General features: G+C 50.3%; 23 protein-coding genes. 16 read left to right on the forward strand and 7 right to left on the reverse strand.

Translation table 11 applies throughout. The features are described from left to right. Window position 1 precedes the first annotated feature (1 nt). The 8 genes from ACI48K_RS20735 to ACI48K_RS20770 are packed head-to-tail and all read left to right on the forward strand — an operon-like array spanning window position 2 to window position 7,854. Window positions 2-721, forward strand: a complete 720-nt coding sequence (locus ACI48K_RS20735; RefSeq protein ID WP_475029542.1) for a hypothetical protein — start codon at window positions 2-4, stop codon at window positions 719-721. Then, window positions 718-1,551, forward strand: coding sequence for a hypothetical protein (locus ACI48K_RS20740; RefSeq protein ID WP_475029543.1), 834 nt, complete (start codon window positions 718-720; stop codon window positions 1,549-1,551). The genes ACI48K_RS20735 and ACI48K_RS20740 overlap by 4 nt, the downstream gene beginning before the upstream one ends. Window positions 1,552-1,555: 4 nt before the next feature. After that, complete coding sequence (locus tag ACI48K_RS20745) at window positions 1,556-3,424, forward strand: pilus assembly protein CpaF (RefSeq protein WP_475029544.1); 1,869 nt, start codon at window positions 1,556-1,558, stop codon at window positions 3,422-3,424. After that, complete coding sequence (locus tag ACI48K_RS20750; protein WP_475029545.1) at window positions 3,414-5,525, forward strand: hypothetical protein; 2,112 nt, start codon at window positions 3,414-3,416, stop codon at window positions 5,523-5,525. Before ACI48K_RS20745 ends, ACI48K_RS20750 begins: the two co-directional genes overlap by 11 nt. A gap of 23 nt (window positions 5,526-5,548) precedes the next feature. After that, a complete protein-coding gene (locus tag ACI48K_RS20755; protein ID WP_475029546.1) occupies window positions 5,549-6,040 on the forward strand; it encodes an ABC transporter permease in 492 nt (163 codons plus the stop codon). Window positions 6,041-6,074: 34 nt separating this feature from the next. Further along, window positions 6,075-6,314 (forward strand): hypothetical protein, encoded by a 240-nt coding sequence (locus ACI48K_RS20760; protein WP_475029547.1) that lies wholly within the window; start codon window positions 6,075-6,077, stop codon window positions 6,312-6,314. A gap of 15 nt (window positions 6,315-6,329) precedes the next feature. Then, a complete protein-coding gene (locus tag ACI48K_RS20765; RefSeq protein ID WP_475029548.1) occupies window positions 6,330-6,878 on the forward strand; it encodes a hypothetical protein in 549 nt (182 codons plus the stop codon). Next, the gene (locus ACI48K_RS20770; protein ID WP_475029549.1) at window positions 6,865-7,854 is read left to right on the forward strand and encodes a hypothetical protein; all 990 of its coding nucleotides are present in this window, start codon (window positions 6,865-6,867) and stop codon (window positions 7,852-7,854) included. The genes ACI48K_RS20765 and ACI48K_RS20770 overlap by 14 nt, the downstream gene beginning before the upstream one ends. A 264-nt stretch (window positions 7,855-8,118) precedes the next feature. Here ACI48K_RS20770 and ACI48K_RS20775 read toward each other — a convergent pair whose 3' ends face one another. Continuing rightward, window positions 8,119-8,868 (reverse strand): SDR family NAD(P)-dependent oxidoreductase, encoded by a 750-nt coding sequence (locus ACI48K_RS20775; RefSeq protein WP_475029550.1) that lies wholly within the window; start codon window positions 8,866-8,868, stop codon window positions 8,119-8,121. Between the two features lie 172 nt (window positions 8,869-9,040). On the opposite strand from ACI48K_RS20775, the gene ACI48K_RS20780 reads away from it, so the two are divergent. The 3 genes from ACI48K_RS20780 to ACI48K_RS20790 all read left to right on the forward strand — a co-directional run bounded on the left by ACI48K_RS20780 (window position 9,041) and on the right by ACI48K_RS20790 (window position 11,829). Next, window positions 9,041-9,931, forward strand: a complete 891-nt coding sequence (locus tag ACI48K_RS20780; protein WP_475029551.1) for a LysR family transcriptional regulator — start codon at window positions 9,041-9,043, stop codon at window positions 9,929-9,931. 22 nt (window positions 9,932-9,953) lie between these two features. After that, entirely contained in the window at window positions 9,954-11,054 is a 1,101-nt protein-coding gene (locus tag ACI48K_RS20785; protein ID WP_475029552.1) for a MoeB/ThiF family adenylyltransferase, read from the forward strand. A 91-nt stretch (window positions 11,055-11,145) separates the two neighbouring features. Beyond that, on the forward strand, window positions 11,146-11,829 hold the full coding sequence (locus ACI48K_RS20790) for a winged helix-turn-helix domain-containing protein (RefSeq protein ID WP_475029553.1): 684 nt from the start codon (window positions 11,146-11,148) through the stop codon (window positions 11,827-11,829). Window positions 11,830-11,877: 48 nt separating this feature from the next. On the opposite strand, the gene ACI48K_RS20795 is transcribed toward ACI48K_RS20790, so the two are convergent. Together ACI48K_RS20795 and ACI48K_RS20800 are read right to left on the reverse strand one after the other, a co-directional pair. Beyond that, entirely contained in the window at window positions 11,878-12,387 is a 510-nt protein-coding gene (locus ACI48K_RS20795) for a C40 family peptidase (protein ID WP_475029554.1), read from the reverse strand. Between the two features lie 273 nt (window positions 12,388-12,660). Then, a complete protein-coding gene (locus tag ACI48K_RS20800; protein WP_475029555.1) occupies window positions 12,661-13,302 on the reverse strand; it encodes a thiamine diphosphokinase in 642 nt (213 codons plus the stop codon). Between the two features lie 139 nt (window positions 13,303-13,441). Here ACI48K_RS20800 and ACI48K_RS20805 point away from each other — a divergent pair, with 139 nt between their 5' ends. Beyond that, complete coding sequence (locus ACI48K_RS20805; RefSeq protein ID WP_475029556.1) at window positions 13,442-14,065, forward strand: trimeric intracellular cation channel family protein; 624 nt, start codon at window positions 13,442-13,444, stop codon at window positions 14,063-14,065. A gap of 62 nt (window positions 14,066-14,127) precedes the next feature. Here the strand turns inward: ACI48K_RS20805 and ACI48K_RS20810 are convergent, their stop codons facing one another. Beyond that, window positions 14,128-14,856: an alpha/beta hydrolase gene (locus ACI48K_RS20810; RefSeq protein ID WP_475029557.1), complete on the reverse strand. Its 729-nt coding sequence runs from the start codon at window positions 14,854-14,856 to the stop codon at window positions 14,128-14,130. A gap of 251 nt (window positions 14,857-15,107) precedes the next feature. Between ACI48K_RS20810 and pdhA the strand changes: the two genes are divergently transcribed. From pdhA to lpdA, 4 genes are read left to right on the forward strand one after another with little or no spacing between them, the layout of a single operon-like run. Next, the gene (gene pdhA, locus ACI48K_RS20815; RefSeq protein WP_475029558.1) at window positions 15,108-16,175 is read left to right on the forward strand and encodes a pyruvate dehydrogenase (acetyl-transferring) E1 component subunit alpha; all 1,068 of its coding nucleotides are present in this window, start codon (window positions 15,108-15,110) and stop codon (window positions 16,173-16,175) included. A gap of 36 nt (window positions 16,176-16,211) precedes the next feature. Beyond that, window positions 16,212-17,192 carry an alpha-ketoacid dehydrogenase subunit beta gene (locus ACI48K_RS20820; RefSeq protein WP_475029559.1) on the forward strand — a complete coding sequence of 327 codons (981 nt, stop codon included), beginning with the start codon at window positions 16,212-16,214 and terminating at the stop codon, window positions 17,190-17,192. A gap of 25 nt (window positions 17,193-17,217) precedes the next feature. Then, a complete protein-coding gene (locus ACI48K_RS20825; RefSeq protein WP_475029560.1) occupies window positions 17,218-18,537 on the forward strand; it encodes a dihydrolipoamide acetyltransferase family protein in 1,320 nt (439 codons plus the stop codon). 3 nt (window positions 18,538-18,540) lie between these two features. Then, window positions 18,541-19,956: a dihydrolipoyl dehydrogenase gene (lpdA, locus tag ACI48K_RS20830; RefSeq protein ID WP_475029561.1), complete on the forward strand. Its 1,416-nt coding sequence runs from the start codon at window positions 18,541-18,543 to the stop codon at window positions 19,954-19,956. Between the two features lie 111 nt (window positions 19,957-20,067). Here the strand turns inward: lpdA and ACI48K_RS20835 are convergent, their stop codons facing one another. The 3 genes from ACI48K_RS20835 to ACI48K_RS20845 all read right to left on the reverse strand — a co-directional run bounded on the left by ACI48K_RS20835 (window position 20,068) and on the right by ACI48K_RS20845 (window position 23,963). After that, entirely contained in the window at window positions 20,068-20,886 is an 819-nt protein-coding gene (locus ACI48K_RS20835; RefSeq protein WP_475029562.1) for a class I SAM-dependent methyltransferase, read from the reverse strand. Between the two features lie 322 nt (window positions 20,887-21,208). Then, the gene (locus ACI48K_RS20840; protein WP_475029563.1) at window positions 21,209-23,674 is read right to left on the reverse strand and encodes a DsrE/DsrF/DrsH-like family protein; all 2,466 of its coding nucleotides are present in this window, start codon (window positions 23,672-23,674) and stop codon (window positions 21,209-21,211) included. Then, window positions 23,667-23,963, reverse strand: a complete 297-nt coding sequence (locus ACI48K_RS20845) for an ArsR/SmtB family transcription factor (protein WP_475029564.1) — start codon at window positions 23,961-23,963, stop codon at window positions 23,667-23,669. The genes ACI48K_RS20840 and ACI48K_RS20845 overlap by 8 nt, the downstream gene beginning before the upstream one ends. Window positions 23,964-23,978: the final 15 nt, after the last annotated feature.

Raw genomic sequence — 23,978 nt, forward strand, 5'->3', positions numbered from 1 at the left:
AATGAAAACTTGGTTGTTTGTCGGAAAAAGCGATAAGCGCGATCTGCTGCTCTATCTGTGCAGCATCCTGGCAGCCACGGGGCAGCGCGTACTGCTGGTGGATGCGACTGAAGATGGAAAGTACCGCTATTCCATCGGAGGGATGGTTTCGCAACTGCAGGTTGCCGAGTTTAACGGCTTTGATGTGGTCGCCACTTGCGGGACGCTGCAGCCGGCGCTTTCACAAGCGGTTGCGGCTATCGATGCCGATTTGGAAGCCTATGATTTCGTGTTATATGATTTGGAATCGCCGGAATTTTTTGCGGCGGCGGAGCAGTTTTCGTCGGCGGACAAAATCGCATGGGTTACGTCGTTTGACCGTTTTGAAGTCGAGTTCAGCTCCGAGTGGTTTCGCCGTTTGTTCCTCAAGTGGCCAGGTCTCAAAGGCTTAAAAGTTCTTCCGGTATATGTCCGGACCGTAGAAAGTTATCTGAATGAAGACTTTATCCAAGGGTATTTGGAAGGTCTGCCGATCCAGTGGAACTCTTCGGCGGTAAAAATTCCATGGAGTGAAGCCAATTTTACCGTGCAGTTGGAAAACGAGCACTCAGAGCGCATAAGAATCAAGCGAATTTCCCGTTCTTACAAAAATGCGCTGCTCTCATTGCTTGGCGAACTGGCCGGCTGGGAATGGAAAACCGCCAGAAGAGCGTTCCGAGAGGCTGAAAGGAGACATGCATGAGCAGAATCCTGTTTTGGGATGCCGGTCAAGGCGGTTCGGCGATGGCCGCGGCCGCATGCGCACTGACGATCGGCCTGCATTTTTCTTACCGCGTACTGCTGCTCAATCCGGGCCGCGTCGGCACCGGCGCGGAAGAAGGGTTGCGGTCTGTCAACCGCATTGGGAGTGAAGAGACGGGGCTGGTAGCCGAGCAAGGTATAAACGCTTTGGCACGGATGTCATCCAGCCGGCGGCTGGCGAAAAGCAATTTTTCCGACTTTACGGTTCCCTTGCTGCGCGGACGGTTGGACTTGGCGGCAGGAAGTCAAGGGGAAAACGATCGGTTTGACCTTGCCGGTTTGCAGACATTGAGCGATATATTGTGCGTTGCAGATGACGCTTATGACTTGACAATGATGCAGTGTCAAGGACCGGAAGCGTTAGAAGAGTATTCGCCCGTTTTGGAGGCGGATGCGATTGTAGCCGTGTTCGGCCAGCAGCGTGCGCAGTTGGAGAGCTTTTTCGGAGAAACGGCAACTCGGCCGGTATGGCGGCGGACCCCCTTTTATATAGTGATATCTCCTTTTGATGCCGCCTCCAAGTGGAACCTGGCTAATTTAAAACGCAGGTATCGCTGCGAGGCTCCACTGTTCGGCATACCTTACGATACCGAATTTGCCGACGCTTGGAACGAAAGGGAAACGATGCGTTTTTTCCAGCGTTATCGGCCGCTTCAAAGATCGGGGAATAAACGGGATGCGCTGCTAAAGGGTTATCTTGATCTATCCGGCCGCCTCCTTCAAGATTCGGGGAAGTCCGCGCTCCTGAGCGGCAACGGGAAGGGGGCCTAAAAAAGTGGGAGACTTTCAAAACGTACTCGGAATCCTGTTGATCGTATCGCTATGCGTGGTTTTTTTGTGGGTAAAATCACGGAATCTCGGCAATAGAAATGCGGATTTGAAGACGGATGAAGAACGCTATTCGCTGCCCTCGCTGCTGGATTACGTAAAGCATAGCCTGCATGAATTGACACGGACCCACAGAAACGATTGGGGCATGAGCGAAGAGGCCCGGATACGCAAGCTTAACTCCCGGATGGAGCTTCGGCAAGCGCTAAAAGGCTGTTCTTCCGGTGATTCTAACGATAAACAATATGTGAAATCGTTCATTCGGGATTTGCTCCTTGGCGGCTATGGCATCGATGAGAGGAATATCGACCGGGTAATGCCTTTTAATGACAGAGACAAGTTTACTGCGCAGGAACGATTCGATATCGTTTTGTACTTATACCGTCTTCGTTACGGCGAGGAAGCTTTAACTGAACTGATCGAGGAATATCGACTGGATGAGCCCAAACCGCCGCTGACGACGGAGGATTCATATACCTATGACATTACCGCCGAGGATGTGGACCGCTGCTTTTTTCTGGAGTATCGTCCGCTGACTTTTCAGGAGAAGGTTGAGCTTGTTGTCCAGCGTGTATACCAGGCATACAAAGGGTTCTCCGTCATTGATGAAATTCGTGAACAGCGGATCGACGGGGTAAGCGGAGGTGTGAGCGGTTCTTTGGACGCGGCAGGTGCAGGCAACCCGGCGCTCAGCCCCTGGCGGAGGTTCCCCTTTATGGATGCGGCGTTGGATGAGGACGGGCAGCCATTCTCCCGAGCTTGGGAAAGCGTTTGGATTTTCTATAAAGGGAAAAGCATTCGCCTTTCCTTTCTTTCCTTCGGGAGCGCTGCCGAACTGAAGCGCGTCTGCCAAAACATCTATAAATATAATTTGCCCGGCCAACTGTCCGAGGCGAACGGCTATAAAGTGAACGAGATGAAGGATGGCTCGCGGGTAGTGGTCGTGCGTCCGCCGTTTGCGGAAACCTGGGCGTTTTTCGTAAGAAAGTTCGACGTAAGAAATGCGGGGCTGGAACAGCTGATTGTGGGGCAAAATTCCGAACTGCCGATTGGTCTGCTGAAATACATGATGAAAGGGAGCCGAATTACCGCGATCACCGGTTCGCAAGGTTCGGGCAAAACAACGCTCCTTATGGCGATGGTGAAGTATATTTATGCTTCCTATACGCTGCGGGTTCAGGAGATGTCTTTCGAGCTGAACTTGCGAAAAATGTACAGTTCGCGCAATATTTTGAGTTTTCGGGAGACGGAGTATGTCAGCGGCCAAGCTGGTCTTGATCTGCAAAAGAAAACGGACGGAACGGTAAACATCCTTGGAGAAGTCGCCACCGATGAAGTGGCCGCGTGGATGATCCAAATGGCGCAAGTGGCAAGCTTGTTCACTCTTTTTACACACCATGCCAAAACCTTTCGCGATTTGATGGAATCGCTGCGGAATTCATTGCTTAAATCCGGGATGTTCCGCGATGAGCGCGTGGCTGAACTGCAGGTGGCCTCGGCGGTCGATTTTGACATCCATTTACGGCGGGATATTACGGGGAAAAGATACATCGAACGCATTACGGAATGCTGCCGTCTGGACGATCATTCCAATCAAAACTTAAGTGATCATACGGAAGAGCCGCAGCTCGCCGATGCCGTGAGACGCGGATATCATGAGCGGGTCATCGTTGAATACCGGGACGGAGCTTATTTGCCGGTCAATCCCATATCGCCGCGCTGCAGGGAGGAGATGTCGCGGGAGATGGTTTCGGAAGATGCGGTGCGTTTTAAGCAATTCGTGGACGTTTATTGGGGGGAGTACATTGGAGCTTAAATCAATCCTTTCAATTATTTTGGGCGTTTGCGTTTTGGGATTTGCCGTCTTCTATGGGCTTGGCCGAACGATCGGGAAGCGCGAGCAAGAAATGGCAGGCGCAGAGACGCCGGCAAATACCGGGAGCCGCAATTTGCGAGGTGTTCGTGACAAATCTCAAACGGTTGTATCGCTTCGCCGCTTCATGTCCGGCTTTCTGATTAAATCTTATTTTCTAGGGATGAAGATCCCGCCGCTGAGATATTACCTTTTGAAAGTAAGAAACCGCCTTGTCTTAATTTATCCGTTCGATGAATTTGAGCTAAGGCGCAAGACGATGAAGTTTGCCTATTGGACCGTTGTAAGCTTTTTTATAGCTATATCCGTGTTCGTATCCTTGAATCCCGACTGGATCTTTTTTCTGTCGCTGCTGATCGCCGGCGCCGTAATCCAAAACCTCTTTCTTGACGGGTATGTCAATAGGATGGATATTAGGCTGCTTGAGCAAATGCTGGTTTTGTTCGCCGGCGTAAGGCACGTCTATCACCGGCACGGCATGGTGGCCGACGCGATTGAAGAGGCGGGTGAAACGGTTGATGAGGAAATGGGAACGCAGGCGCATTTGATATTCGAGGCTTTGACGGATGCAGAGCCGGATGAAGCGCTTGAGAAATATCATGAGACGGCGCCGAGCCGGTTTTTAAAAGCCTTTGCCGGCATTTCGCGGCTGGTCATGGAATATGGCGACCGTATGCGTTTGCAGGGCTCGCTGTACTTGCACGGCATCGCTTGCTTGACGGGGGAAATCCAGTTGGAGCTTATTCGAAGAAACAAACTTGATTATCTGTTAAAAGGTTTGCATGTGATCGCGCTTGTACCGGTTTTTTTCACGAAACCGATCGAGTTATGGGCGCGGCATAACTTTCCGTTGATGGATCATTTTTATCTGAGCAAAACCGGTATGGTAATTAAAATCGGCATTTTTTTAGTGATCCTCATTTCCTTTTTGCTGCTGCAAAAACTGAAAAGCGAAGATGAGACCGCCTATCGGGCCGGAGAACGAGATATCCCCTGGGAAGCAAAGGTATACGGGCACGGAGGAATTTCCAAAGTGCTGAGTCGGCTTATCCCCGAGCCCTCTTCCGACATGCGACACCGAATTGTCCAATTGCTGAAGGATACGAATCATCATCTTCGTGTCGAATGGTTTCAGGTTCGCCGGTTAACGATGTTTCTGGTTTGCTTCGCCGTTACATTGGCGACCGTGATGACCCTTCACTTTCTTTCCCAGCGGCAGATTTTGCGCGAAGAGCCGGCTGGCCTGGCCTTTTTCGGCTCGCTTTCGGAGGAAGACGCTAAGGCTGGCCAGGAAGCGGCAGAGCGGGACGCCGCCGTAATGAAAAAGCTTGGCATGGCAAGGTCATCTTTTGATGATGTGGCCGATGCGGCGGCGGAGATTCTGAGAACCGGTGATCATTCCGCCTCGGGCGAGGAAATATCGGCTGCAGCCGGGCGGATTACGGACAAGCTGGAGCGCTGGAACAATGAATATATCAAATGGTGGGAAATGCTGCTTGCCTTGTTTGCGGGTTACATAGGTTATTGCATGCCTTTGTGGATATTGATGTTCAAACGGAAAACAAGATGGATGGATATGAGGCACGAAGTCTACCAATTTCAGACGATGATTACGATTTTGCGTGAAATGGATCGGATTTCCGTGGAAGAAGTGCTGGAGTGGCTGCATTCCTATGCCGTTATCTTTAAAGCGCCATTGCAAAGATGCCTGCTCGATTACAGCCAGGATGCGGAAGCCGCTTTGAAATTATTGAAGGAGGATGTGCAACTGGAGGAATTCGGACGGCTTGCGGACAAGCTGCTGCTGGCATCGGAGAAAATACCTTTGGCCAAAGCTTTTGACGATCTGGAGAGCGAAATGTCCTACCATTTCGAACGGCGCCGGCTGGATTATGAAAAGTCACTTGATTTAAAGGCCGGTTTGGGCCGTATAATCGGGTTTACTCCGATGTACTCGCTCATTTTCGCTTATTTGGTCATACCGCTGATTTGGATGAGCTTTGAGCAAATGGGTCTATATTTTGATCAAATTCAAAAATTGTAGATAAAACGGGAGGTATTGTTTTTATGAATAACGCTTCATCCGCATTAAAGGTGGCAGCCGGCATTTTTTTGACGATTGCCTTGATTACGATTGTTGTCATTTTGTTCGTTTCCGCTCAGGAGGCGACCAAAACGGCGCAAAACAATTTTTCGGACATTCAGACCGAGCTTTCCCAGGCTTCCTTTACGGTTTATGACGAAACCACGATTAGCGGTTCCCAGGTAACCAATGCATTGCGGAAATTCATAGATCGGGATCAATTCGGCATTTTGATCAAGACGGGCAAGAACGGCGATGGCGAGTGGTACGGCGATATTTTGAGCATCAGCGGGCAGGTCACTTCTGAGAAATACGGTTCTGTAGTGGGCCACAGTGAGGCGGACATCAGTGATTCATGGAATGAAGTATTGAATGAATACGTGAATCCGAGCGGAAAGTTTAGAGCCCGAGTCGTTAAGGACCGTTCGAATGTGGTACGCGGGCTCTTATTCACCCAAACCACCGTCGGTCCGTGACTGTCGCCTAAAATGCCATTTAGGAGGAGAGCTTATGATTGATTACGTCAAAAGTATGCTGTGGCTGCTCTGTTCGGTTGCGCTGTGCCTCAGCGCCGTCCTATTTACAATGAACGGCTTAAAGGAGCGGGATGCGGCGATGGAAAGTTTTGCCGAGCACATACAGGGTCAAAAGCGTTCCATATCGGCCAGCGCCGTAGGACTTGGTATAGCCCAGGATGGTCCGAAATCGTTAGCCTTAATATCCGTTCGACACACTGTCTCCGGAAAATAGGAGGATAAGCGGGAAATGAGCAATCCATTATCCAAGATCATTGCGGCACTGCTCGCCGTTGTGCTGTTGTATTTGTTTCCGGCTTCTCAGGCAGCCGAGCGGCAGGAGGATATTCGAGTACTGTCCGCGTATAATACGATCGTCCAGTTTACGGATGCCGTGCGCAACAAAGGATATCTTTCGCCGGAGATGTACAACGATTTCGTCCGCGATCTGGATGCGGGAGACGTCTATGATATTGAACTTGAGCATCGGCATAAAAAATACCATCCTGAGTATACGGACCCGGCGAATGCAACAACCTTTCAAAACGCGTTTAGCGTAGTGTACGACGCCTATTATACTTCCGATATTTTAAAGGCTTTGTTTCCCGAGAATCCGGCTGCAGGTCAGGACGAGCGAAAATACACCTTTGAGACGGGGGATTTCTTCACGGTATCCGCGGTGAATCGTTCAAGAACAACTTACCGTGTACTCTCGGAATTTTTGTATCGCCTGGGATCGGACCAAGGGAATACGGAAGCTTTGACATACGGAGGTATGGTGCTTAATGAAGATTACTGATTGGGCGGTCATTTTCGTATTAATCGCGGGGCCGCTGCTGTGGATCGGCAGCCTGCATGCCGGAGATCTGAGAGAAGTGAATCGTTTGGAAATCCGTTATACCGCGGCGCTCAGGACAGCAGCGCAGGATGCGGGCAGCGTATTGAACAGAAATGAACTTCAGCAATACGAGAGCGGGTACGGCTCTCAAAAATACATGCGCGCCGATAAAGAGGAGGCGCTAACCGCCTTGCTGCATACATTGTCGCTGAACTTCGGAACCGCAGACGACCCGGTGGGGCTTGACGTACTGTTAACGTATATTCCGGCCATAGTCGTCATCGATTATGACGGATATTACCTGTATTCCGTACAGGATTCGATTGAGTCGGACGGGAGTGTGGTAGCGAGGCACGAATGGAGTTCAAAAAGGCCGTATGAGTATGCCGACACAAGCGGCAATCGTCTTGATTTTACTTTGGACCGGTATGTTCGCGCCTATGATGCCGGAAAGGGCGAGTGGGAGAGCGGTTTCCAAAATGAGCTGAAATCCGAGGTTCCCATTCCGCTTCTGGAAAACGACCGGACGTTTGACGAGGTCAGGCGTTCCGTCATCGTTCGCAATATTGAGGACGAGTTATCCGAGATCATTAACCGGCATAACGATTATGCGGCGAAGCTTGGTGTGCATTATACGTTTACGCTGCCGCTCATTCCGCAGGAGGAGTGGAACAATACGCTGGACGATATCGGAGTGCTGATTTTTTTGCAAGGCATCCCGGTCGGCGACCGTTACTATAATAATTACGCGCTTGGCGGCGGCCGCTTGGTCAAGGGACATCCGATTTATGGCGGAACCGACACGGCAACGGGAGTCCGGTATTATTACCGCGGCGCCTGCAGCCCGCTTTATCGGACCGAAGAGGTGCATACGAGTAAGAAGGACGCCGCGGCAAGCGGGTATCATGTAGCACCGTGCGAGCGCCCAAGCCCATAAGTTATGAAAGTTGAACCAAATGAAAAGTGGTAGGGCAAGAGTGAGAAATGTTTCGGAAGAAACGGCAGTGGTCGCCTTTGTGACCGAATTTCTACAACATCTGAATTTATATAATCAAAGAAATCCGGGAACAACAGCGATCGAAGGAATATTTCACACGGCTGCCTCTATACGTTCAACCATACTCATTTAAAACAGCGGCCGCTCTCCCGTAAGGGGGAACGGCCGCTGTTTTGCCGAAATGTCTTACACGTGATAAACTTTTTATTTGAAGGAAGCGTATCCTTCATCCGCCATGACGACGCTGCCGTTAATCGCGCTGGCTTCGTCCAAAGTCAGCAAATACACCGTATCCGCCACTTGTGACGGTAAAGTCAATTTATTGCCCATAACTTTGGCTTTTATCTCGTCAACCATGCCTTGATCCTTATACCCTTGAATAATCGGAGTATCCACGGCGCCAGGCGCTACCGCGACAACACGGATGCCGTATCCGGCAAGCTCAAGCGCTGCCGATTTGGTCATCATAATCACGGCGCCTTTCGTGGCATGATAGGCAAATGTCCCTGGCGAAGCCAAAAAGCCGAACACGGACGCCGTATTAATAATGACTCCTTTGATTCCCAACTCTCTCATTTTTCTGCCGGCCGCAATGATCCCGTAAGCAACGCCATGCTGATTCACGTTAATGATGCTGTGATAGACGGCGAGGTCCTGATCCAAAACCGGCGTGGGTTTGCCGATTCCGGCATTGTTGAACATGATGTCGATCCTTCCGTAAGCTTCCACGGCGGTGTCCACCAAAGCGGCGACATCTTCAAATTTGGATACATCCGTTTTAACGAATATGGCTTCCCCGCCATCCGATTTGATTTTTTCTGCAACTTCTTTCCCGGCTTGCTCATTGAAATCGGCGATAACGACCCGATCGCCTTTCGAAGCAAACTTGAAAGCGGTTTCCTTTCCGATTCCACTGGCTCCTCCGGTAATGACGGCTACTCTATTTTGCAGCATTTGAAAATCCCTGCCTCCCTATGAAAAGTTATTAATTTATACTATGATTGTAACAAATGTCATTGTTAAATAAAATTTATATATAATTATTATCAAATTAGAATTACTTAATATAAGTGCATGGCCTCAATTTTATTAAGGGTATATCAAAATTCTAAAGGGAGGGGCAACCATGAATCTTGAGCAGTTGGAGTATATTGTGGATGTCGCACGGACGCATTCGCTCACGAAAACATCGCAAAATGCTCATGTAACTCTGTCCGCGGTAAGCCAATCGATCTCGCAATTGGAGTCGGAGCTTGGCGTCCTTCTTTTCTCGCGGTCCAGGGGTGTAGGCGCCGTCCCAACGGCGGAGGGCCAAGTTATTATCAATAGAGCAACGGAAATTTTGAATAAAATGTGCGAGCTGAGAAGGGAAGCCAAAGCTTACAGCGATACGTTAAGCGGAGAATTGTTTATCGCTACGATTCCAGGTCCAATGCATTTATTGATGGATGTAATCGCCGGTTTCAAAAAGGATTATCCCGAAGTGAAAATCCAAATTTTCGAGCATGGACCCAAAGAAATTTTGGACGAGCTTCATAACAGCGCTATCGACATCGGGTTTCTAGCTTTATCGGGCAAGCTGATGGAACAAAACAAAGGTTTGCATTTCGAAAAGCTGTTTACCGGAAAAATGGTCGTAGGAGTACATAAAAGCTCCGTGCTCGCACTTGAAAAAACGATTAAACCGGAGCAACTCGTCGGCCGCACGCTTGTGCTGTACGATGACGAGCATATCCGAATGTATTTATCGAGTTTTATGAATCGTTATGGGGAGCCCGATATTCTGTTTAATTCCAATAATGTGCAAGCGATTCAAATCGCAGTGAAAGCAGGCATGGCGGTGACGGTTGGATTGGATTATACCTTTATGCACAACGACCCGGATATCGTACCGATCGAACTGGAGCATCCCGAGCTTGGGCCGGTTTATTACGGGTGGGTAACTCCTAAAGGGAAGCACGCTACGAACGTAACCAAACGATTTATCAATCGTTTACAGTTTAACCCTAAAAACTAGGCGGATAAGAAGGGGAATGGGCATGATTTCATCAGATGATCAATTCGGCTCCAATGGAAGTAAGTCAATTTCAAATTATGACAAAGTTTCCGCTTCGGCCCGGGACAGCCGTTATTCCCGGCAGGAGTTGTTCGCTCCGATCGGAACTGCGGGACAAGCCAAGCTGAGAAAATCGTCCGTGCTTATTATCGGAGCGGGAGCGCTGGGCACCGGTATTGCCGAGACGTTGGCCAGAGCGGGAGTGGGCAGACTGGTTATCGCCGACCGTGATTACGTCGAGTGGAGCAATTTGCAGCGGCAGCAGTTATTCTCGGAGGATGACGCGGCGGCGCGTATGCCCAAGGCAATCGCAGCGCGGGAACGGCTGCATGCCATCAACAGCGGAATTCAAGTGGAAGCGTATGTTATGGACGTTAATTTGGAGGAAATCAAGGCGCTTGTTCCGGGCATTCATTTAATCATGGATGCAACGGACAATTTTGATACCCGGCTGTTGATTAACGACGTCTCGCAAAAATACGGAATTCCGTGGATTTACGGCGGCTGCGTTGGCAGCTATGGGATTACGTATACCATTTTGCCGGGCAAAACGCCCTGCTTGAATTGCCTGCTGGGCACGGTCCCGCTTGGCGGGGACACCTGCGATACAGTTGGCGTCATTCCGCCGGCCGTGCAAGTGGTGGTAGCCCATCAGGCGACGGAGGCCTTGAAGCTGCTTACAGACCAGCAGGAAGCACTGCGCGGAACGCTGCTCACGTTTGATCTTTGGCGAAATGAACAGGTTTCGATCAAAGTTTCGTCGGCGAGACGCGAAGATTGCTACTCCTGCGGCAGTCATCCGACTTATCCTTATTTGTCGGCAGCCCATACGCGTAAAACGGAAGTGTTGTGCGGGAGGGATACGGTACAAATTCGTCCGGCTTCGAAGCGGAGGATTGACCTGCGGGAAACTGCGGAGAGATTGGGCCGCATCCCGGAAGGAAAGGTCGAGAACAATGGGTTTCTGCTCTCTTTTGCTATTGGGCCTCATCGCATGGTCGTGTTCGAGGACGGAAGGGCGCTGATTCACGGGACCAAAGACACGTCGGAAGCCAAAACACTGTATGATCGTTATTTAGGCTGACCTGATTCGAACCCTCAAATGGAATGGTTTGCCTGCTTCTTGAACATCTTATTGGATATAAGGCGATTGCAGGTAAGGTGGTCGATGGAAGATGAAGGAACGTGTATGGCTGGCTTTGGGAGACTCGCAGCTTGGCGCGAAATGGCAAAGTGAACTGCAGCATGTCGGATATATGGCGGATACGATAGGGACAGGGGAGAAGCTGCGCCAAGAAATTGCCGAAGCAGCGTCCGGATTGGCTGCGATTCTTTTGGGGGATGATTTGCCGGACGAGCCTATGACGGATTTGTTGAAATGGTTTGGCCTAAATTCGATTTATCCTATAATCGTCGTACTCCATGACCGCGATACAGCCCAAATTGTCTCCGCATTTGCGTACGGGGCCAATGATGTCGTTGACGTCTCAATTCCGGTGGAGGAGCTTAAGGCGAGACTAAGCGGTTTGTTGAGGTTGTTCCGGCGTATGGGGGAAGCGGCGGCGGAAGACCTCCATTTCGAAGACATGCGAATCGAATTGAAAAGCCGAAAGGTGTATCGGGGCGACGAATTGATAAGGCTTACTCCGAAAGAGTTTGATCTTCTGCTCTATTTAATGAAAAAAGCCGGAAGCGTATGCGAAAGGGAGAAGATCCTGCAGGAGGTTTGGGGATTTGATTTTGCCACCGGTACAAATGTGGTGGATGTGTATATCCGCCATTTGCGGAAAAAGGTCGACCGGGGTAAAACAAGAAAGCTGATCCATACGGTACGGGGAAAAGGATATATTTTACAATAAAAAAACAACCCGACAGTTCATGGCTGTTCGGGTTGTTTTTAAATGCGCCTACAATACGCGGCGGGCTTTCAGGTACGTTCTTTTCCAGTTTCCGGAGTTAAGATCCGAGATGGTTACGCCCGGTTTGCCATAGGTGTGCAAAATTTTGCCTCCGCCCATATATACAGCTACGTGGGTAACGTTCCGGCCATTCGCGCGGCTGCCGCTGGAGAAAAAGACGAGGTCGCCGGCTTTCAGATTCGACTTGGAAACGGCATAACCCGCTTTGGATTGTTCAGTGGAAGTCCGCGGCAAAGTTACTCCATACTTCTTAAAAATATATTTCGTAAAAGAAGAGCAGTCAAATACTTTGGTTGTTGATGTCGAAGCGCCGAATTTGTATGGGGTACCCATAAATTGTTTACCGTAGTTTACGATTTGCGTACCTTTCGAAACCGCAACGCTCGTTGCCGACTGAGCTTGTACTGTCTCAGCCCCGCTGGCAAGCAGAGTGCTGAAACCGATGGCGGATACGATCCCGACCGTCAATACTTTTTGGATAATGCTGCGCATTTTCATGATGTATACCTCCAAGAGTTATTGTTTTGTTAACCGGTTCGATATGAAGTATAACAGGTTTGTCATTACCTAATAGTTGGTAAGGGCCGCTTAAAGCCTTGTCCCCCAAAGGTTTGAAAGCGTTTATTAAAATACCATTAAAGTTTACAAAAAATTAAGAAAATGAAAATGTCTGTAAGCCGAGAAATGAAAAAAACCCTTGAATTTTCAAGGGTTTTTTCGTGTAAAAGAAAAGACATTCAGTTTATATAAAGGTTACGAAAATGTAATCAATTAGTCCTTGCTCTGGATAATCAGCAGCAATCCGCTATCGATATGGACGGAGCCTTGGTTCTCAAGAAGCCGGTTGCTCACCGCAAGCGATTGTCCCATTTTCAGCGTGGCATTATCAAGCGGATACATGAATCCGCTGAGAGTTATCCCCGTAACCTCGGGGGTAAGCGGAAGCAAAGAAACATAAGTGAAGCCGCGATTCTCAACGTGGCAGGTGGAGCCGGTTAAAGTTATGTAGTTGTTGCGGTCCCAAATGGAACTCAGGATTTGGTGCTGCATGCCCCTGAGCATCATCTGGATATTGGCCAGCGTATGGTCCATTCGGCTGCCGATCACGCCGATCATCACAATTTCGGAGGGGTGTCTGTCAATCGCCAGGTCAAAGGCCAGCTCCGCGTCCGTCAGATCTTTGTTCACGGCATCGCAAGCGATGATTTCCCGGCTGCAGCGCTTGATTCGCTCGAATTGCCCGGCATCGACCGAATCGAAATCTCCGACGGCCAGATCCGGCGTAAGCCCGTTTTCGACCAGAAACAGGGCTCCCCGATCCGCTCCGATGATGAAGTCATCCTGACGAATTTCGCTTAAAAATCCGGCATCGATTTCGCCGCCCGCAAAAATAAGTACTCTATTAGGTGCCATCTCATTTTCTTCCTTTCCATATCGGCTCCTTGCCCATGTTCAGTATAATTCAGAATTCAGGCTTGCACAATTTCCGCTCCGGGGCCTACAATGGGTATTAGCTAACACGAAAGGGAAGAGAGGGAAGACAAAATCAGGCATGCATATATTCGATATTTTTAGCATCATCGGCACAGTCGCCTTTGCCATGTCCGGAGCCTTTGTGGCAATGGAAGAAGAGTACGATATCTTGGGCGTGCTGGTCCTGGGACTGGTCACCGCCTTCGGCGGCGGAATTATCCGCAATGTGCTGATCGGCGTTCCCGTCACGACTCTCTGGGCCCAAGGTGATTTAATCATGCTTGCGGTTTTGTCCGTTCTCGTCGCTTTCATTCTGCCAATGCCCTGGATTCGGCATTGGAAAAAGACCGAAGCTTTGTTCGACGCGATCGGTTTGTCCGCTTTTTCAATTCAAGGCGCGTTATACGCGACGGACATGAAGCATCCGATGAGCGCGGTTATGGTCGCCGCGGTCCTGACGGGAATCGGCGGCGGGATCGTCCGCGATTTGTTGGCCGGACGCAAGCCGCTGGTGCTCCGGGACGAAATCTACGCGGTATGGTCGCTCGCCGCGGGACTTGCGGTTGGCCTCGGGTTCACGAAATCTACCCTGGAGCTGATCCTGCTCTTTGCCGCCGTCGTATTTTTCCGTATGTTATCGGTTCTTTACAGATGGAGGCTGCCGCGCCGGTCGCTGAAATCGGGGAACATCGGAACGATGTAAAAGAAGAGGCTATCCTAATCGAATTAGGCTAGCCTCTTTAACACACTTCATTTATGAAAACGCTATTTTAAGAAATAAGCCAGCGCGTTAGGGAGCTCGTTCTGCCAGAATCCCCACAAATGCTTGCCGTCTTTTTCGAAATACATAACGCGGGCGCCGCGTTCTTCAAGCAATGTTTTGGCTTTGCGGTTCAGTTCGACAAAATTGTAGGTGCCGGTATCGGTCGTGTAATGATCCTCTTGCAGCCCGACGATCATATATATAGAGAGAGAGGACAGATCCGTCTCTTTGGCAATGAGCTGCAAGGATGGTTCGTAATACGCGCCGGACAAGCTGATCATTTTGGAAAACAGTTCGGGTTTTTTCATAGCAAGGTGAAGCGACACGGTTCCACCCAGCGAATCGCCGGCCAATACCCGTTCGCTTGGTTCTCGTCTCACAGGATATTTTCGTTCTATGTAGGGAATAATTTCTTCAGTAAAACAGGCGGTATAGGCCTCGAAGCGGTTGCCGAAGGGCGCGTATTCCTCGGTACGGACGCGGGTATCCACCTCAACTCCCACAATAATGAAAGGATCGATGCCTTCATCCAAAATCAGCTGGTTTGCCTGAGTCGCGATGCGGCCGAAATTGAAAAATTCCTCTCCGTCCTGACAATATACGACAGGATAACTTAGGATTTCGTTGTAGCCGGGAGGCAGGTAGATGCGGAGGTAGCGTTTTTCTCCCAGGTAGCGGCTATCGATTTCTTCTTTAATAATCGTTCTTTTTAAGTAACGGGAATCCGTCATGTTTAACACGCTCCTTGTCCGTTTAAATAGTTAATGCTGAAGTAAAGTTAACATAACCCCGAAGTTTGTGGTTACATTCACTTTCATTTCCCGGGTTCCTGTTATACAAATTATTGTTAACTGTTACATAAAACAAAGTAAAATAATGATACGATTTCCCTTATTTCCTTTGACTTTTCGAATGAAACAGTTGTATAATAATCGTATAACAGATGCACATGATAATCAAATATTTAGTCGAGGTGAACAAAATGAGCAAGATCCCTTATGAAGTGTACACGGAGGATGTTGAAGCTTTGACCGTGTTATCGCAGGATGGTGAAATCGTTAATAAAGATAAAGACCCGAACCTTAGCGACGATCAATTAAAAGAGCTGATATACCGTATGGTATTTACCCGCACCTGGGATGAACGCGCAATCAATCTGGGCCGTCAAGGACGCCTCGGATTTTACGCTCCGGTTTCCGGACAAGAAGCCACGATGGTTGGCAGCGAGTTCGCTCTTGACAAGAACGACTTCGTTTTGCCGGGCTATCGCGATATGCCGCAGCTCGTATGGCATGGCCTTCCTTTGTACCAAGCCTTCCTGTATTCCCGCGGCCATCAGCATGGCGGAGAAATTCCGGAAGGCGTCAATGTACTTATGCCACAAATTATTATCGGCGCACAAGTTTTGCATGCGATGGGGATAGCGATGGGCTATAAACTCAAGAAGCAGCAGCAAGTCGCTATTGCTTATACAGGGGACGGCGGCTCGTCCGAGGGCGACTTCTACGAAGCGCTGAACTATGCGGGCGCATTCAAGCTTCCGGTCATTTTCTTCGTACAAAATAACGGCTATGCGATTACGACACCGTTCGCTAAACAAACCGCAGCCAAATCAATCGCGCATAAAGCGGTTGCCGCCGGAATTCGGGGCGTCAAGGTTGACGGCATGGACGTGTTCGCCGTAATCAGCGCCGTGAAGGAAGCCGCGGAACGCGCGCGGAACGGGGAAGGGGCGACTTTGATCGAAGCCGTTACTTACCGTTTCCGTCCGCACTCTCTTTCTGATGATACTTCAAAATACCGCACAAAAGAAGAAGAAGGGCAGTGGAACGAAAAAGATCCGATTGCCCGTCTTGTGAAATATTTGGAGAAAAAAGGCCTTTGGTCCGATGAAGACACCGCTCGGGTGAAAGAAGAAGCCAAGGCCACGGTAAACGAACAAATCAAAAAAGCGGAACAAACCGAAAAAATGACGGTTCCAGGCTTGATCGACAGCATGTTCGAACATACGCCGAAGCATTTGGAAGAGCAAAAAGCCGATTTTCAATAATAGTCTGATTGTTTTTATAGAGGAGGAAACGAAGCTATGGCACAAATGAATATGAAAGAAGCAATTCGCGACGCCATGCGTGTTGAGCTGGAGCGCGATCCGAATGTCATTATTTTCGGCGAAGACGTAGGGCATGTCGGCGGCGTATTCCGGGTAACGGAAGGTTTGCAAAAAGATTTCGGGGAAGAACGCGTGCTGGATACGCCGCTGGCGGAATCGGCTATCGGCGGCATGGCCGTCGGCCTCGGAATTCAAGGCTTCCGTCCGATCGCGGAAATTCAGTTTGTAGGTTTTATTTTCGAAGCGCTCGATCAAATCCTGGTTCAATCCGCACGGATGCGTTACCGCTCCGGCGGCCGTTATAACGCGCCGATTGTTTTCCGCACTCCGTTTGGCGGCGGCGTTAAAGCGGCCGAACTGCATACCGACTCCCTGGAAGGTCTTATCGCGCAGACTCCGGGCATCAAACTGGTCATCCCGTCGAATCCGTACGATGCCAAAGGCTTGCTGATTTCGGCTATCCGCGATAACGATCCTGTATTTTTCATGGAGCATTTGAACTTGTATCACGCGTTCCGCGCCGAAGTTCCGGAAGGAGACTACACGGTTGAGCTGGGCAAAGCCAATATCGTTCGCGAAGGTTCGGACGTTACGATCCTTGCCTACGGGTTGATGGTTCACACCGCGGTGAAAGCGGCGGAAGAACTGGAAAAAACAAAAGGCATTAAAGCCGAAGTGATCGACCTGCGCACGCTGGTGCCGCTGGATATCGATACAATCGTGACCTCAATCAAGAAAACGAACCGCGCCATCGTGGTTCAAGAAGCGCAAAAATCCGCAGGCATCGCGGCGGAAATCATCGCGCAAATCAATGAGAAAGCGCTCCTGCACCTGGAAGCGCCAGTGCTTCGCATAGCGCCTCCGGATACGGTTTATCCGTTCGCGCAAATCGAAGATCAATGGCTTCCGTCTCCAGCCAAAGTTATTGCAGGTGTAAATAAAGTTCTAGAATTCTAATCTTCGAAACAGGAGGTCTTTTACGGTGGCTAAATTTGAATATCGTTTTCCAGAGCTTGGGGAAGGTTTGCATGAAGGCGAAATTATCAAAATGCATATTAAACCCGGCGATAAAGTAACGGACGAAGATATTATCATGGAAGTGCAAAACGACAAGGCGGTTGTCGAAGTCCCTTGTCCGGTGAACGGTACGGTACAGGAAGTGTTCGGTACGGACGGCGCGGTTTTCCGTGTGGGCCAAGTCGTCGCCGTCATTGATGCGGAAGGCGACATTCCCGAGCAAGAGGGCGCTCCGGCACATGATGAGCCGGAAGCAAGCGCTCCGCAGCCTGCTGCGGCTGAAGCGCCAAGCGCGCCTGTAGCAGTCCCTGCGGCAGCAGCGGCGGTTCCGGCAGCTCCGGTTGCTCCAAACCGCGAAGTACTGGCAACGCCTAGCGTTCGCAAGTTTGCCCGCGAGCAAGGTATCGACATCTCGCTGGTGCCCGGCACAGGCAACGCCGGCAAAATCACTCGCGAAGACGTGGAAGCCTTCAAAAACGGCGGCGGCGTAGCGGCAGCTCCAGCGGCTGTTGCTGACACGGCGGCCCCTGCAGCGGCACAAGCCGCTCCGGCAGTTTCGGCTCCTACGGCCATTCCGGTCGGCGCCGACGAAGAGCGCGTTCCGTTCAAAGGCATCCGCAAAGCGATTGCCAATGCGATGGTTAAATCCGCGTATACCGCGCCTCACGTAACGATTATGGACGAAGTCGACGTTACCGAGCTGGTTGCTTTCCGTACCCGCATGAAACCGGTAGCCGAGAAGAAAGGCATCAAGGTTACTTACCTGCCGTTCATCGTCAAAGCGCTGGTGGCTGCTTCCCGGAAATTCCCGGCATTGAACGCATCCATCGACGAAGCAAACAACGAAATCGTCTACAAGAAACATTACGACATCGGGATTGCCACCGACACGGATAACGGCTTGATCGTACCGGTCATCAAGGATGCCGACCGGAAGAGCATCTGGATGATCGCCGAAGCGATCTCCGATTTGGCGGCGCGCGGACGCGAAGGCAAACTGACCGCGGCCGAAATGAAAGGCAGCACGATTTCGATTTCGAACATCGGTTCTGCCGGCGGCATGTTCTTTACGCCAATTATCAACTATCCTGAAGTGGCGATCTTGGGAACAGGCCGGATCAGCGAAAAACCCGCAGTACGCAATGGCGAAATTGTCGTGGCACCGGTTATGGCTCTGTCGCTCAGCTTCGACCACCGTCTGATCGACGGCGCAACCGCACAAAATTTCATGAACTATATCAAACAGCTGCTTGCTAGCCCAGAGCTGCTGGTTATGGAGGTGTAATCAATGGTAGTAGGAGATGCTTCTCTGGATATTGATACATTAGTAGTCGGTGCCGGTCCCGGCGGATATGTGGCGGCCATTCGTGCCGCCCAACTGGGGCAAAAGGTCATCATTGTCGATAAATCCGAGCTTGGCGGCGTATGTTTGAACCGCGGCTGCATTCCATCCAAGGCGTTGATCTCGGCGGCTCATCAGTATGAGTCCGCAAAACATGGGGATGCCTTCGGAATTTCGGCAGAAAATGTGAAGGTTGACTTCACGAAAACCCAAGAATTCAAAAGCGGCGTAGTCAAAAAGATGACTCAAGGCGTAGCGGGTCTGCTCAAAGGCAACAAAGTGGAAGTGTTCAACGGGGAAGTGATGTTTATCAACGAAAATGAAGCGCGTGCGTTTAACGAACACGAGTCGCCTCGTTACCGCTTCAAACATTGCATTCTCGCAACGGGCTCCCGTCCGATTGAACTGAAGCCATTCCCGTTCGGAGGCCGTATCCTGTCCTCGACGGAAGCGCTGGACCTGCAAGAAATTCCAAGCAGCCTGGTCGTTATCGGCGGAGGGTACATCGGCGCTGAGCTTGGCCAAATGTTCTCCAAATTCGGCACAAAAGTAACCATTATCGAAGGATTGGATACGGTACTCCCTGGTTTTGATAAAGACATGACTCGTTTGGTTGCCAAAAACATGGCGAAAACCGGCATCGAAATCGTGACCAACGCCAAAGCCGAAAGTGCAGAGCAAACCGACAAAAACGTCACCGTGAAATATTCCGTAAACGGCGAAAGCAAAGAAGTGACCGCCGATTACCTGCTGGTAACCGTAGGCCGCCGTCCTAATACCGACGGCGATCTTGGCCTCGACCTGGCCGGCGTTAAGCTGACTGATCGCGGTTTGGTCGAAGTCGATCATCAAGGACGCACCAGCAACCCGAACATCTTTGCCATCGGCGATATCGTAGCCGGTCTTGCGCTTGCGCATAAAGCTTCTTATGAGGGTAAAGTCGCTGCAGAAGCAATCTCCGGACTTCCGTCCGTCGTGGATTACAAAGCGATGCCGGCTGTTGTGTTTACCGATCCGGAATGCTCCAGCGTAGGTTTAACGGAAACAGAAGCCAAGGAAAAGGGCTTTAAAGTGAAAGCCGGCAAATTCCCGTTCGCAGGCAATGGCCGCGCCACATCTTTGAACCAACCGGACGGCTTCATCAAGCTGGTTGCCAATGAAGAAAACAATGTGGTTCTCGGCGCGCAAATCGTCGGAATCGAAGCTTCGAACCTGATCGCAGAGCTTGGCCTCGCCATTGAAATGGGCGCAACGCTCGAAGATATTTCTTTGACGATTCATGCTCACCCGACGCTGGGCGAAATCGTGATGGAAACCGCCGAGCTGGTGGAAGGGCATCCGATTCACGTATTGTCCCGCTAATCGTTTCATCCGAATCTTTCGTTACTTCAAAAGGGCGAAATTCTCCTAAGCATATAAATCATTCAGGCAAGGCCGAATAACGGGCCTTGCCTCTTTTTTATTGAAAGCTTCTTATTTGACACCCAACCGCATCCGGTAGCCGAACAAAATCTCACGGGTTTCTCCTTGGAAGTCCGCTTCTACTTGCTTGCGAAATTCCACGAGAGCTTCCTCCACATCATCCGCGCCTAATTTGACGGCCATTTGCAGCCCGCTTTGACTGCAGGCCAGGTTTATGAAACGTTCGGCGTCGCAGAGTTCGAGGTTATGAAATACGATTTCCCGCGAATACCGGAACAAACCGGATTTACGAATATGCTTTAAATGATCGTTTTTGTTCCAGCGTTCCGCTTTTGTTTCTTCCGGAGCCAGTTCCAGCGCCCTTGTGTCGGCGAGGGTATTGAGTTTGAGGTAGCTTTGTTCCAATTCCCAATTCAGCGCCGGCGGCCAATCGTAATCGTACGCCGCAAATACGCCGCCCGGCTTCAAAATGCGGGCAAATTCCTTCAACGTTGATTCCGGCTCCATCCAATGAAAAGACTGAGAGCAGGTGATGATATCCGTTGATCTGGATTCCAGCGGCAGCTCGTGAGAGAGGGCTTTGACGAATTGCAGGGAAGAGGGGGAAGATTCCGCCTCAAAGCGTGCGACGGCAACCTTGCGCATATCGTCATTAGGCTCAGCGCCGATAACGGCTTCCGAGGCGCCTAACCACAGAAAGGTGGATAAACCCGTTCCGCAGCCTACATCAACTACTTGCTGAGGTTTTCTCCCCAGATATTGAATTAAAATTTTGACGACCTCTTCAGGGGCTTTCGGGCGGTTTTGATCATATAACGCCCCAAATCCGGTAAAACGTTCCGCATTCGCATTATAATTATTTTCTGTCATGGCTTCCTCTCCTTTAATCCAGAAATGGCGGAATTACTTGCAAGCGGATATTTCCATTATACAAAATATCGGCCCAATAAGCCCCCCTGCGAAATGCAGAGGGGCTTATTCCTACTATAAGTTGAACTGATGATTGAACGTATCAAGGCAGCCGTGTGAAATATTCCTTCGATCGCTGTTGTTCCCGGATTTCTTGAATTTTATAAATTCAGATGGGGTTGAAATCCGGTCACAAAGGCGAACGCTTCGCTTCTGCCAGAACATTTCACACTCTTGCCCTGCTACTTTTCTTTTTATTCAACTTATATATAGATATATGAGTTTAGATAAACAAATTAATGCCGGATTGATCCGCTTTACCGAGATAGTACCCAACGCCGCCGATCCGTACGCCGTCCACCAATTCTTCTTTGACAATTCCCATCACGTCCATGGACATTTGGCAGGCAACGATTTCGACGCCTTGTCGGATGGCCGACTCCATGAGCTCTTCCAAAGAAGAGACGTTGCTGTTCTTCATCACGCTGCGAATCATTTTGGCGCCCATGCCCATCATGTTCATCTTGGAAAGGGATAATCGGCGGCTGCCGCGGGGCATCATGGCGCCAAACATGCGTCCCGTAAACGATTTATTCACCGCGACTTTATTATGCTTACGGATGATGTTAAGGCCCCAGAAGGTGAAAAACAGGGTTACTTTCTTGCCGCTTGCGGCAGCTCCGTTGGCGATAATAAATGAAGCGATGGCTTTATCCAAATCGCCGCTGAAAACGACCATCGTTGTGCCTTCCTGGGTCGTAGGGACAGGATTCACCGATGAGGTCTGGTTTGCCGCTTCGCCGTTTTTCATGACGTACGCTTCGATAAGTCCGTTCCCGGATTTATCGACTCGAATCATTCGATGCTTTGACATCGCGGCCCAGGCCTGCACATCTTCGTAAAAACCCGGATCTGAAGCCGTAACGTGCAAAATCTGCCCATCTTTGAGCCGATCCATCGATTGCTTGACTTGAATAAGCGGCCCTGGACAACAAAGACCGCAGGCATCGAGCTCCGCGTCGGCTGGGATCATTTGCTCGGCGGTGACGGCAATTTCCGGCTCACTTTCCGTCTGGGAGGCTGGGGAAGCAATGGATTGGTTTGGCCGGTATTGTGACATCTGATAGGTTTTATATCCGCCGGTCAGATTGCGTACTTGAAAGCCTTTTTGCTTGAGAATTCTCGAAGCGGTGTATCCCCGCAGCCCGACCTGACAATACACCCAAATTTCCTTCGACGGATCCAACTCGTGAAGACGGCCGCGAAGCTCGTCGACCGGCATTGAGAGGGAGTTGGGAATATGACCGTTCGCATGCTCCATTTTGGAACGGACGTCCACCAGCAGCGTTTTTTCCGGATCTCGTTCCGCCAGATCCTTAGGAGCGAATACATCGGTGAGGCCGGAAAGCACGTTCTCGGCAGTATAACCGGCCATATTTACCGGATCTTTTGCCGATGAAAAAGGTGGGGCATAGGCCAGCTCAAGCTCCGTCAAATCCATAACCGAACCGCCGAGCCGAATTACCGTCGCAATGTCGTCGATTCGCTTGTCGACGCCGTCAAAGCCAACAGCCTGAGCGCCGAGAATCGTTCCGTCGCCCTGAAACAGCAGTTTGATTGACAAAGGCGTAGCCCCGGGATAATAGGATGCATGAGAATTCGGATGAACATAAACCTCATGATATGGCTTACCCAGCCGCATAAGCGTTTTCTCGTTATTTCCGGTGGCCGCGCCGGTCAATCCAAACACTTTGATAATCGAAGTGCCCTGTGAACCTTTATAAGTCGTGCCGAGCCCGCAAACATTATCGGCTGCGATTCGTCCTTGTTTATTCGCCGGTCCGGCCAGCGGTATAGCCGCTTTGCCGCCGTTTACGAAATCGGTGACCTCAATCGCATCACCCACGGCATAAACATTATCCAAGCTGGTTTCCAGTTTCTCGTTAACGATAATGTGACCTCGAGGCCCTAGTCCGATTCCGCTGTCTTTCAGGAACCCCGTGTCCGGCATCACGCCGATGGCCAGGATTACCATATCGCTTAACAGTTTATGTCCGCCTGCCGTGCCGACTTCGATTTGTTCGCCAATTTCCCGAAACGATTGCACGCTTTGGGACAGCAGCAATTTTACCCCGTGATCTTCAAGTTCTTTGGCAAGGGCATTAGACATTTCCGCGTCAAAAGGGGCCAGAATTTGCGGGCCGCCTTCGATAAGGGTAACGTTAACGCCGATTTCTCGCAGGTTCTCGGTCATTTCCACGCCGATAAAACCTCCGCCGATCACAACCGCGGAACGGATTTTTTCCTTGACGACCCGCTCCTTGATCCGATCCGTATCCGGAATATTACGAAGGGTATGAATTTTGGAGCTTTCGATACCCGGTAGGTTAGGACGAATCGGTTTGGCTCCCGGAGACAGAATAACGTCATCGTAGCTTTCGGTGTACTCCCCGCGTTCTTTACTGCGAACATGAACCGTTCGGTTAACCGGATCGAGACGGATGACTTCGCTTTCGGTTCGCACATCGATATTAAACCGCTGCTGCATCGCTTCCGGGGTCTGCACCAGCAGTTTTGAACGGTCTCTGATCGAGTCGCCGATGTAATAGGGAAGGCCGCAATTCGCGAATGAGATATAGGGGTCCCGTTCAAACATAATAATATGCGCCTCTTCGTCAAGCCGCCGCAGTCTTGCGGCCGCCGAAGCGCCTCCGGCAACCCCGCCGACGATAATTACTTTTTTATTCACGAACTTTTTCCTCCTCAAATAACATTTGTACCAGTCTGACGACTCGTTCGTCAGTAATTTTATACATGACCTCAAGGCCCTTGCGTTCCGCTTCAACGATCCCCAAACTGCGCAGTTTTTGCAAATGCTGCGAAACGGTCGATTGCGGAAGATCCAGACATTCCTGCATATAGCTGACATTGCATTGTTTTTTCTCGAGTAATCCTTTTACGATACACAGTCTTACGGGATGCGCCAATGCCTTCAGCATTTCGGCAGCTTCATGATACGCTTTGAAATTATTGTCCAATCAACTCACCTCTTC

The sequence above is a fragment of the Paenibacillus terrisolis genome (assembly GCF_056171975.1).

Bases quoted from the DNA above. Each gene is read 5' to 3' on its own strand.
- ACI48K_RS20735 (WP_475029542.1), top strand. From the start codon at position 2: ATGAAAACTTGGTTGTTTGTCGGAAAAAGCGATAAGCGCGATCTGCTG.
- ACI48K_RS20740 (WP_475029543.1), top strand. From the start codon at position 718: ATGAGCAGAATCCTGTTTTGGGATGCCGGTCAAGGCGGTTCGGCGATG.
- ACI48K_RS20755 (WP_475029546.1), top strand. From the start codon at position 5,549: ATGAATAACGCTTCATCCGCATTAAAGGTGGCAGCCGGCATTTTTTTG.
- ACI48K_RS20760 (WP_475029547.1), top strand. From the start codon at position 6,075: ATGATTGATTACGTCAAAAGTATGCTGTGGCTGCTCTGTTCGGTTGCG.
- ACI48K_RS20765 (WP_475029548.1), top strand. From the start codon at position 6,330: ATGAGCAATCCATTATCCAAGATCATTGCGGCACTGCTCGCCGTTGTG.
- ACI48K_RS20770 (WP_475029549.1), top strand. From the start codon at position 6,865: ATGAAGATTACTGATTGGGCGGTCATTTTCGTATTAATCGCGGGGCCG.
- ACI48K_RS20775 (WP_475029550.1), bottom strand. From the start codon at position 8,868: ATGCTGCAAAATAGAGTAGCCGTCATTACCGGAGGAGCCAGTGGAATC.
- ACI48K_RS20780 (WP_475029551.1), top strand. From the start codon at position 9,041: ATGAATCTTGAGCAGTTGGAGTATATTGTGGATGTCGCACGGACGCAT.
- ACI48K_RS20785 (WP_475029552.1), top strand. From the start codon at position 9,954: ATGATTTCATCAGATGATCAATTCGGCTCCAATGGAAGTAAGTCAATT.
- ACI48K_RS20790 (WP_475029553.1), top strand. From the start codon at position 11,146: ATGAAGGAACGTGTATGGCTGGCTTTGGGAGACTCGCAGCTTGGCGCG.
- ACI48K_RS20795 (WP_475029554.1), bottom strand. From the start codon at position 12,387: ATGAAAATGCGCAGCATTATCCAAAAAGTATTGACGGTCGGGATCGTA.
- ACI48K_RS20800 (WP_475029555.1), bottom strand. From the start codon at position 13,302: ATGGCACCTAATAGAGTACTTATTTTTGCGGGCGGCGAAATCGATGCC.
- ACI48K_RS20805 (WP_475029556.1), top strand. From the start codon at position 13,442: ATGCATATATTCGATATTTTTAGCATCATCGGCACAGTCGCCTTTGCC.
- ACI48K_RS20810 (WP_475029557.1), bottom strand. From the start codon at position 14,856: ATGACGGATTCCCGTTACTTAAAAAGAACGATTATTAAAGAAGAAATC.
- pdhA (WP_475029558.1), top strand. From the start codon at position 15,108: ATGAGCAAGATCCCTTATGAAGTGTACACGGAGGATGTTGAAGCTTTG.
- ACI48K_RS20820 (WP_475029559.1), top strand. From the start codon at position 16,212: ATGGCACAAATGAATATGAAAGAAGCAATTCGCGACGCCATGCGTGTT.
- lpdA (WP_475029561.1), top strand. From the start codon at position 18,541: ATGGTAGTAGGAGATGCTTCTCTGGATATTGATACATTAGTAGTCGGT.
- ACI48K_RS20835 (WP_475029562.1), bottom strand. From the start codon at position 20,886: ATGACAGAAAATAATTATAATGCGAATGCGGAACGTTTTACCGGATTT.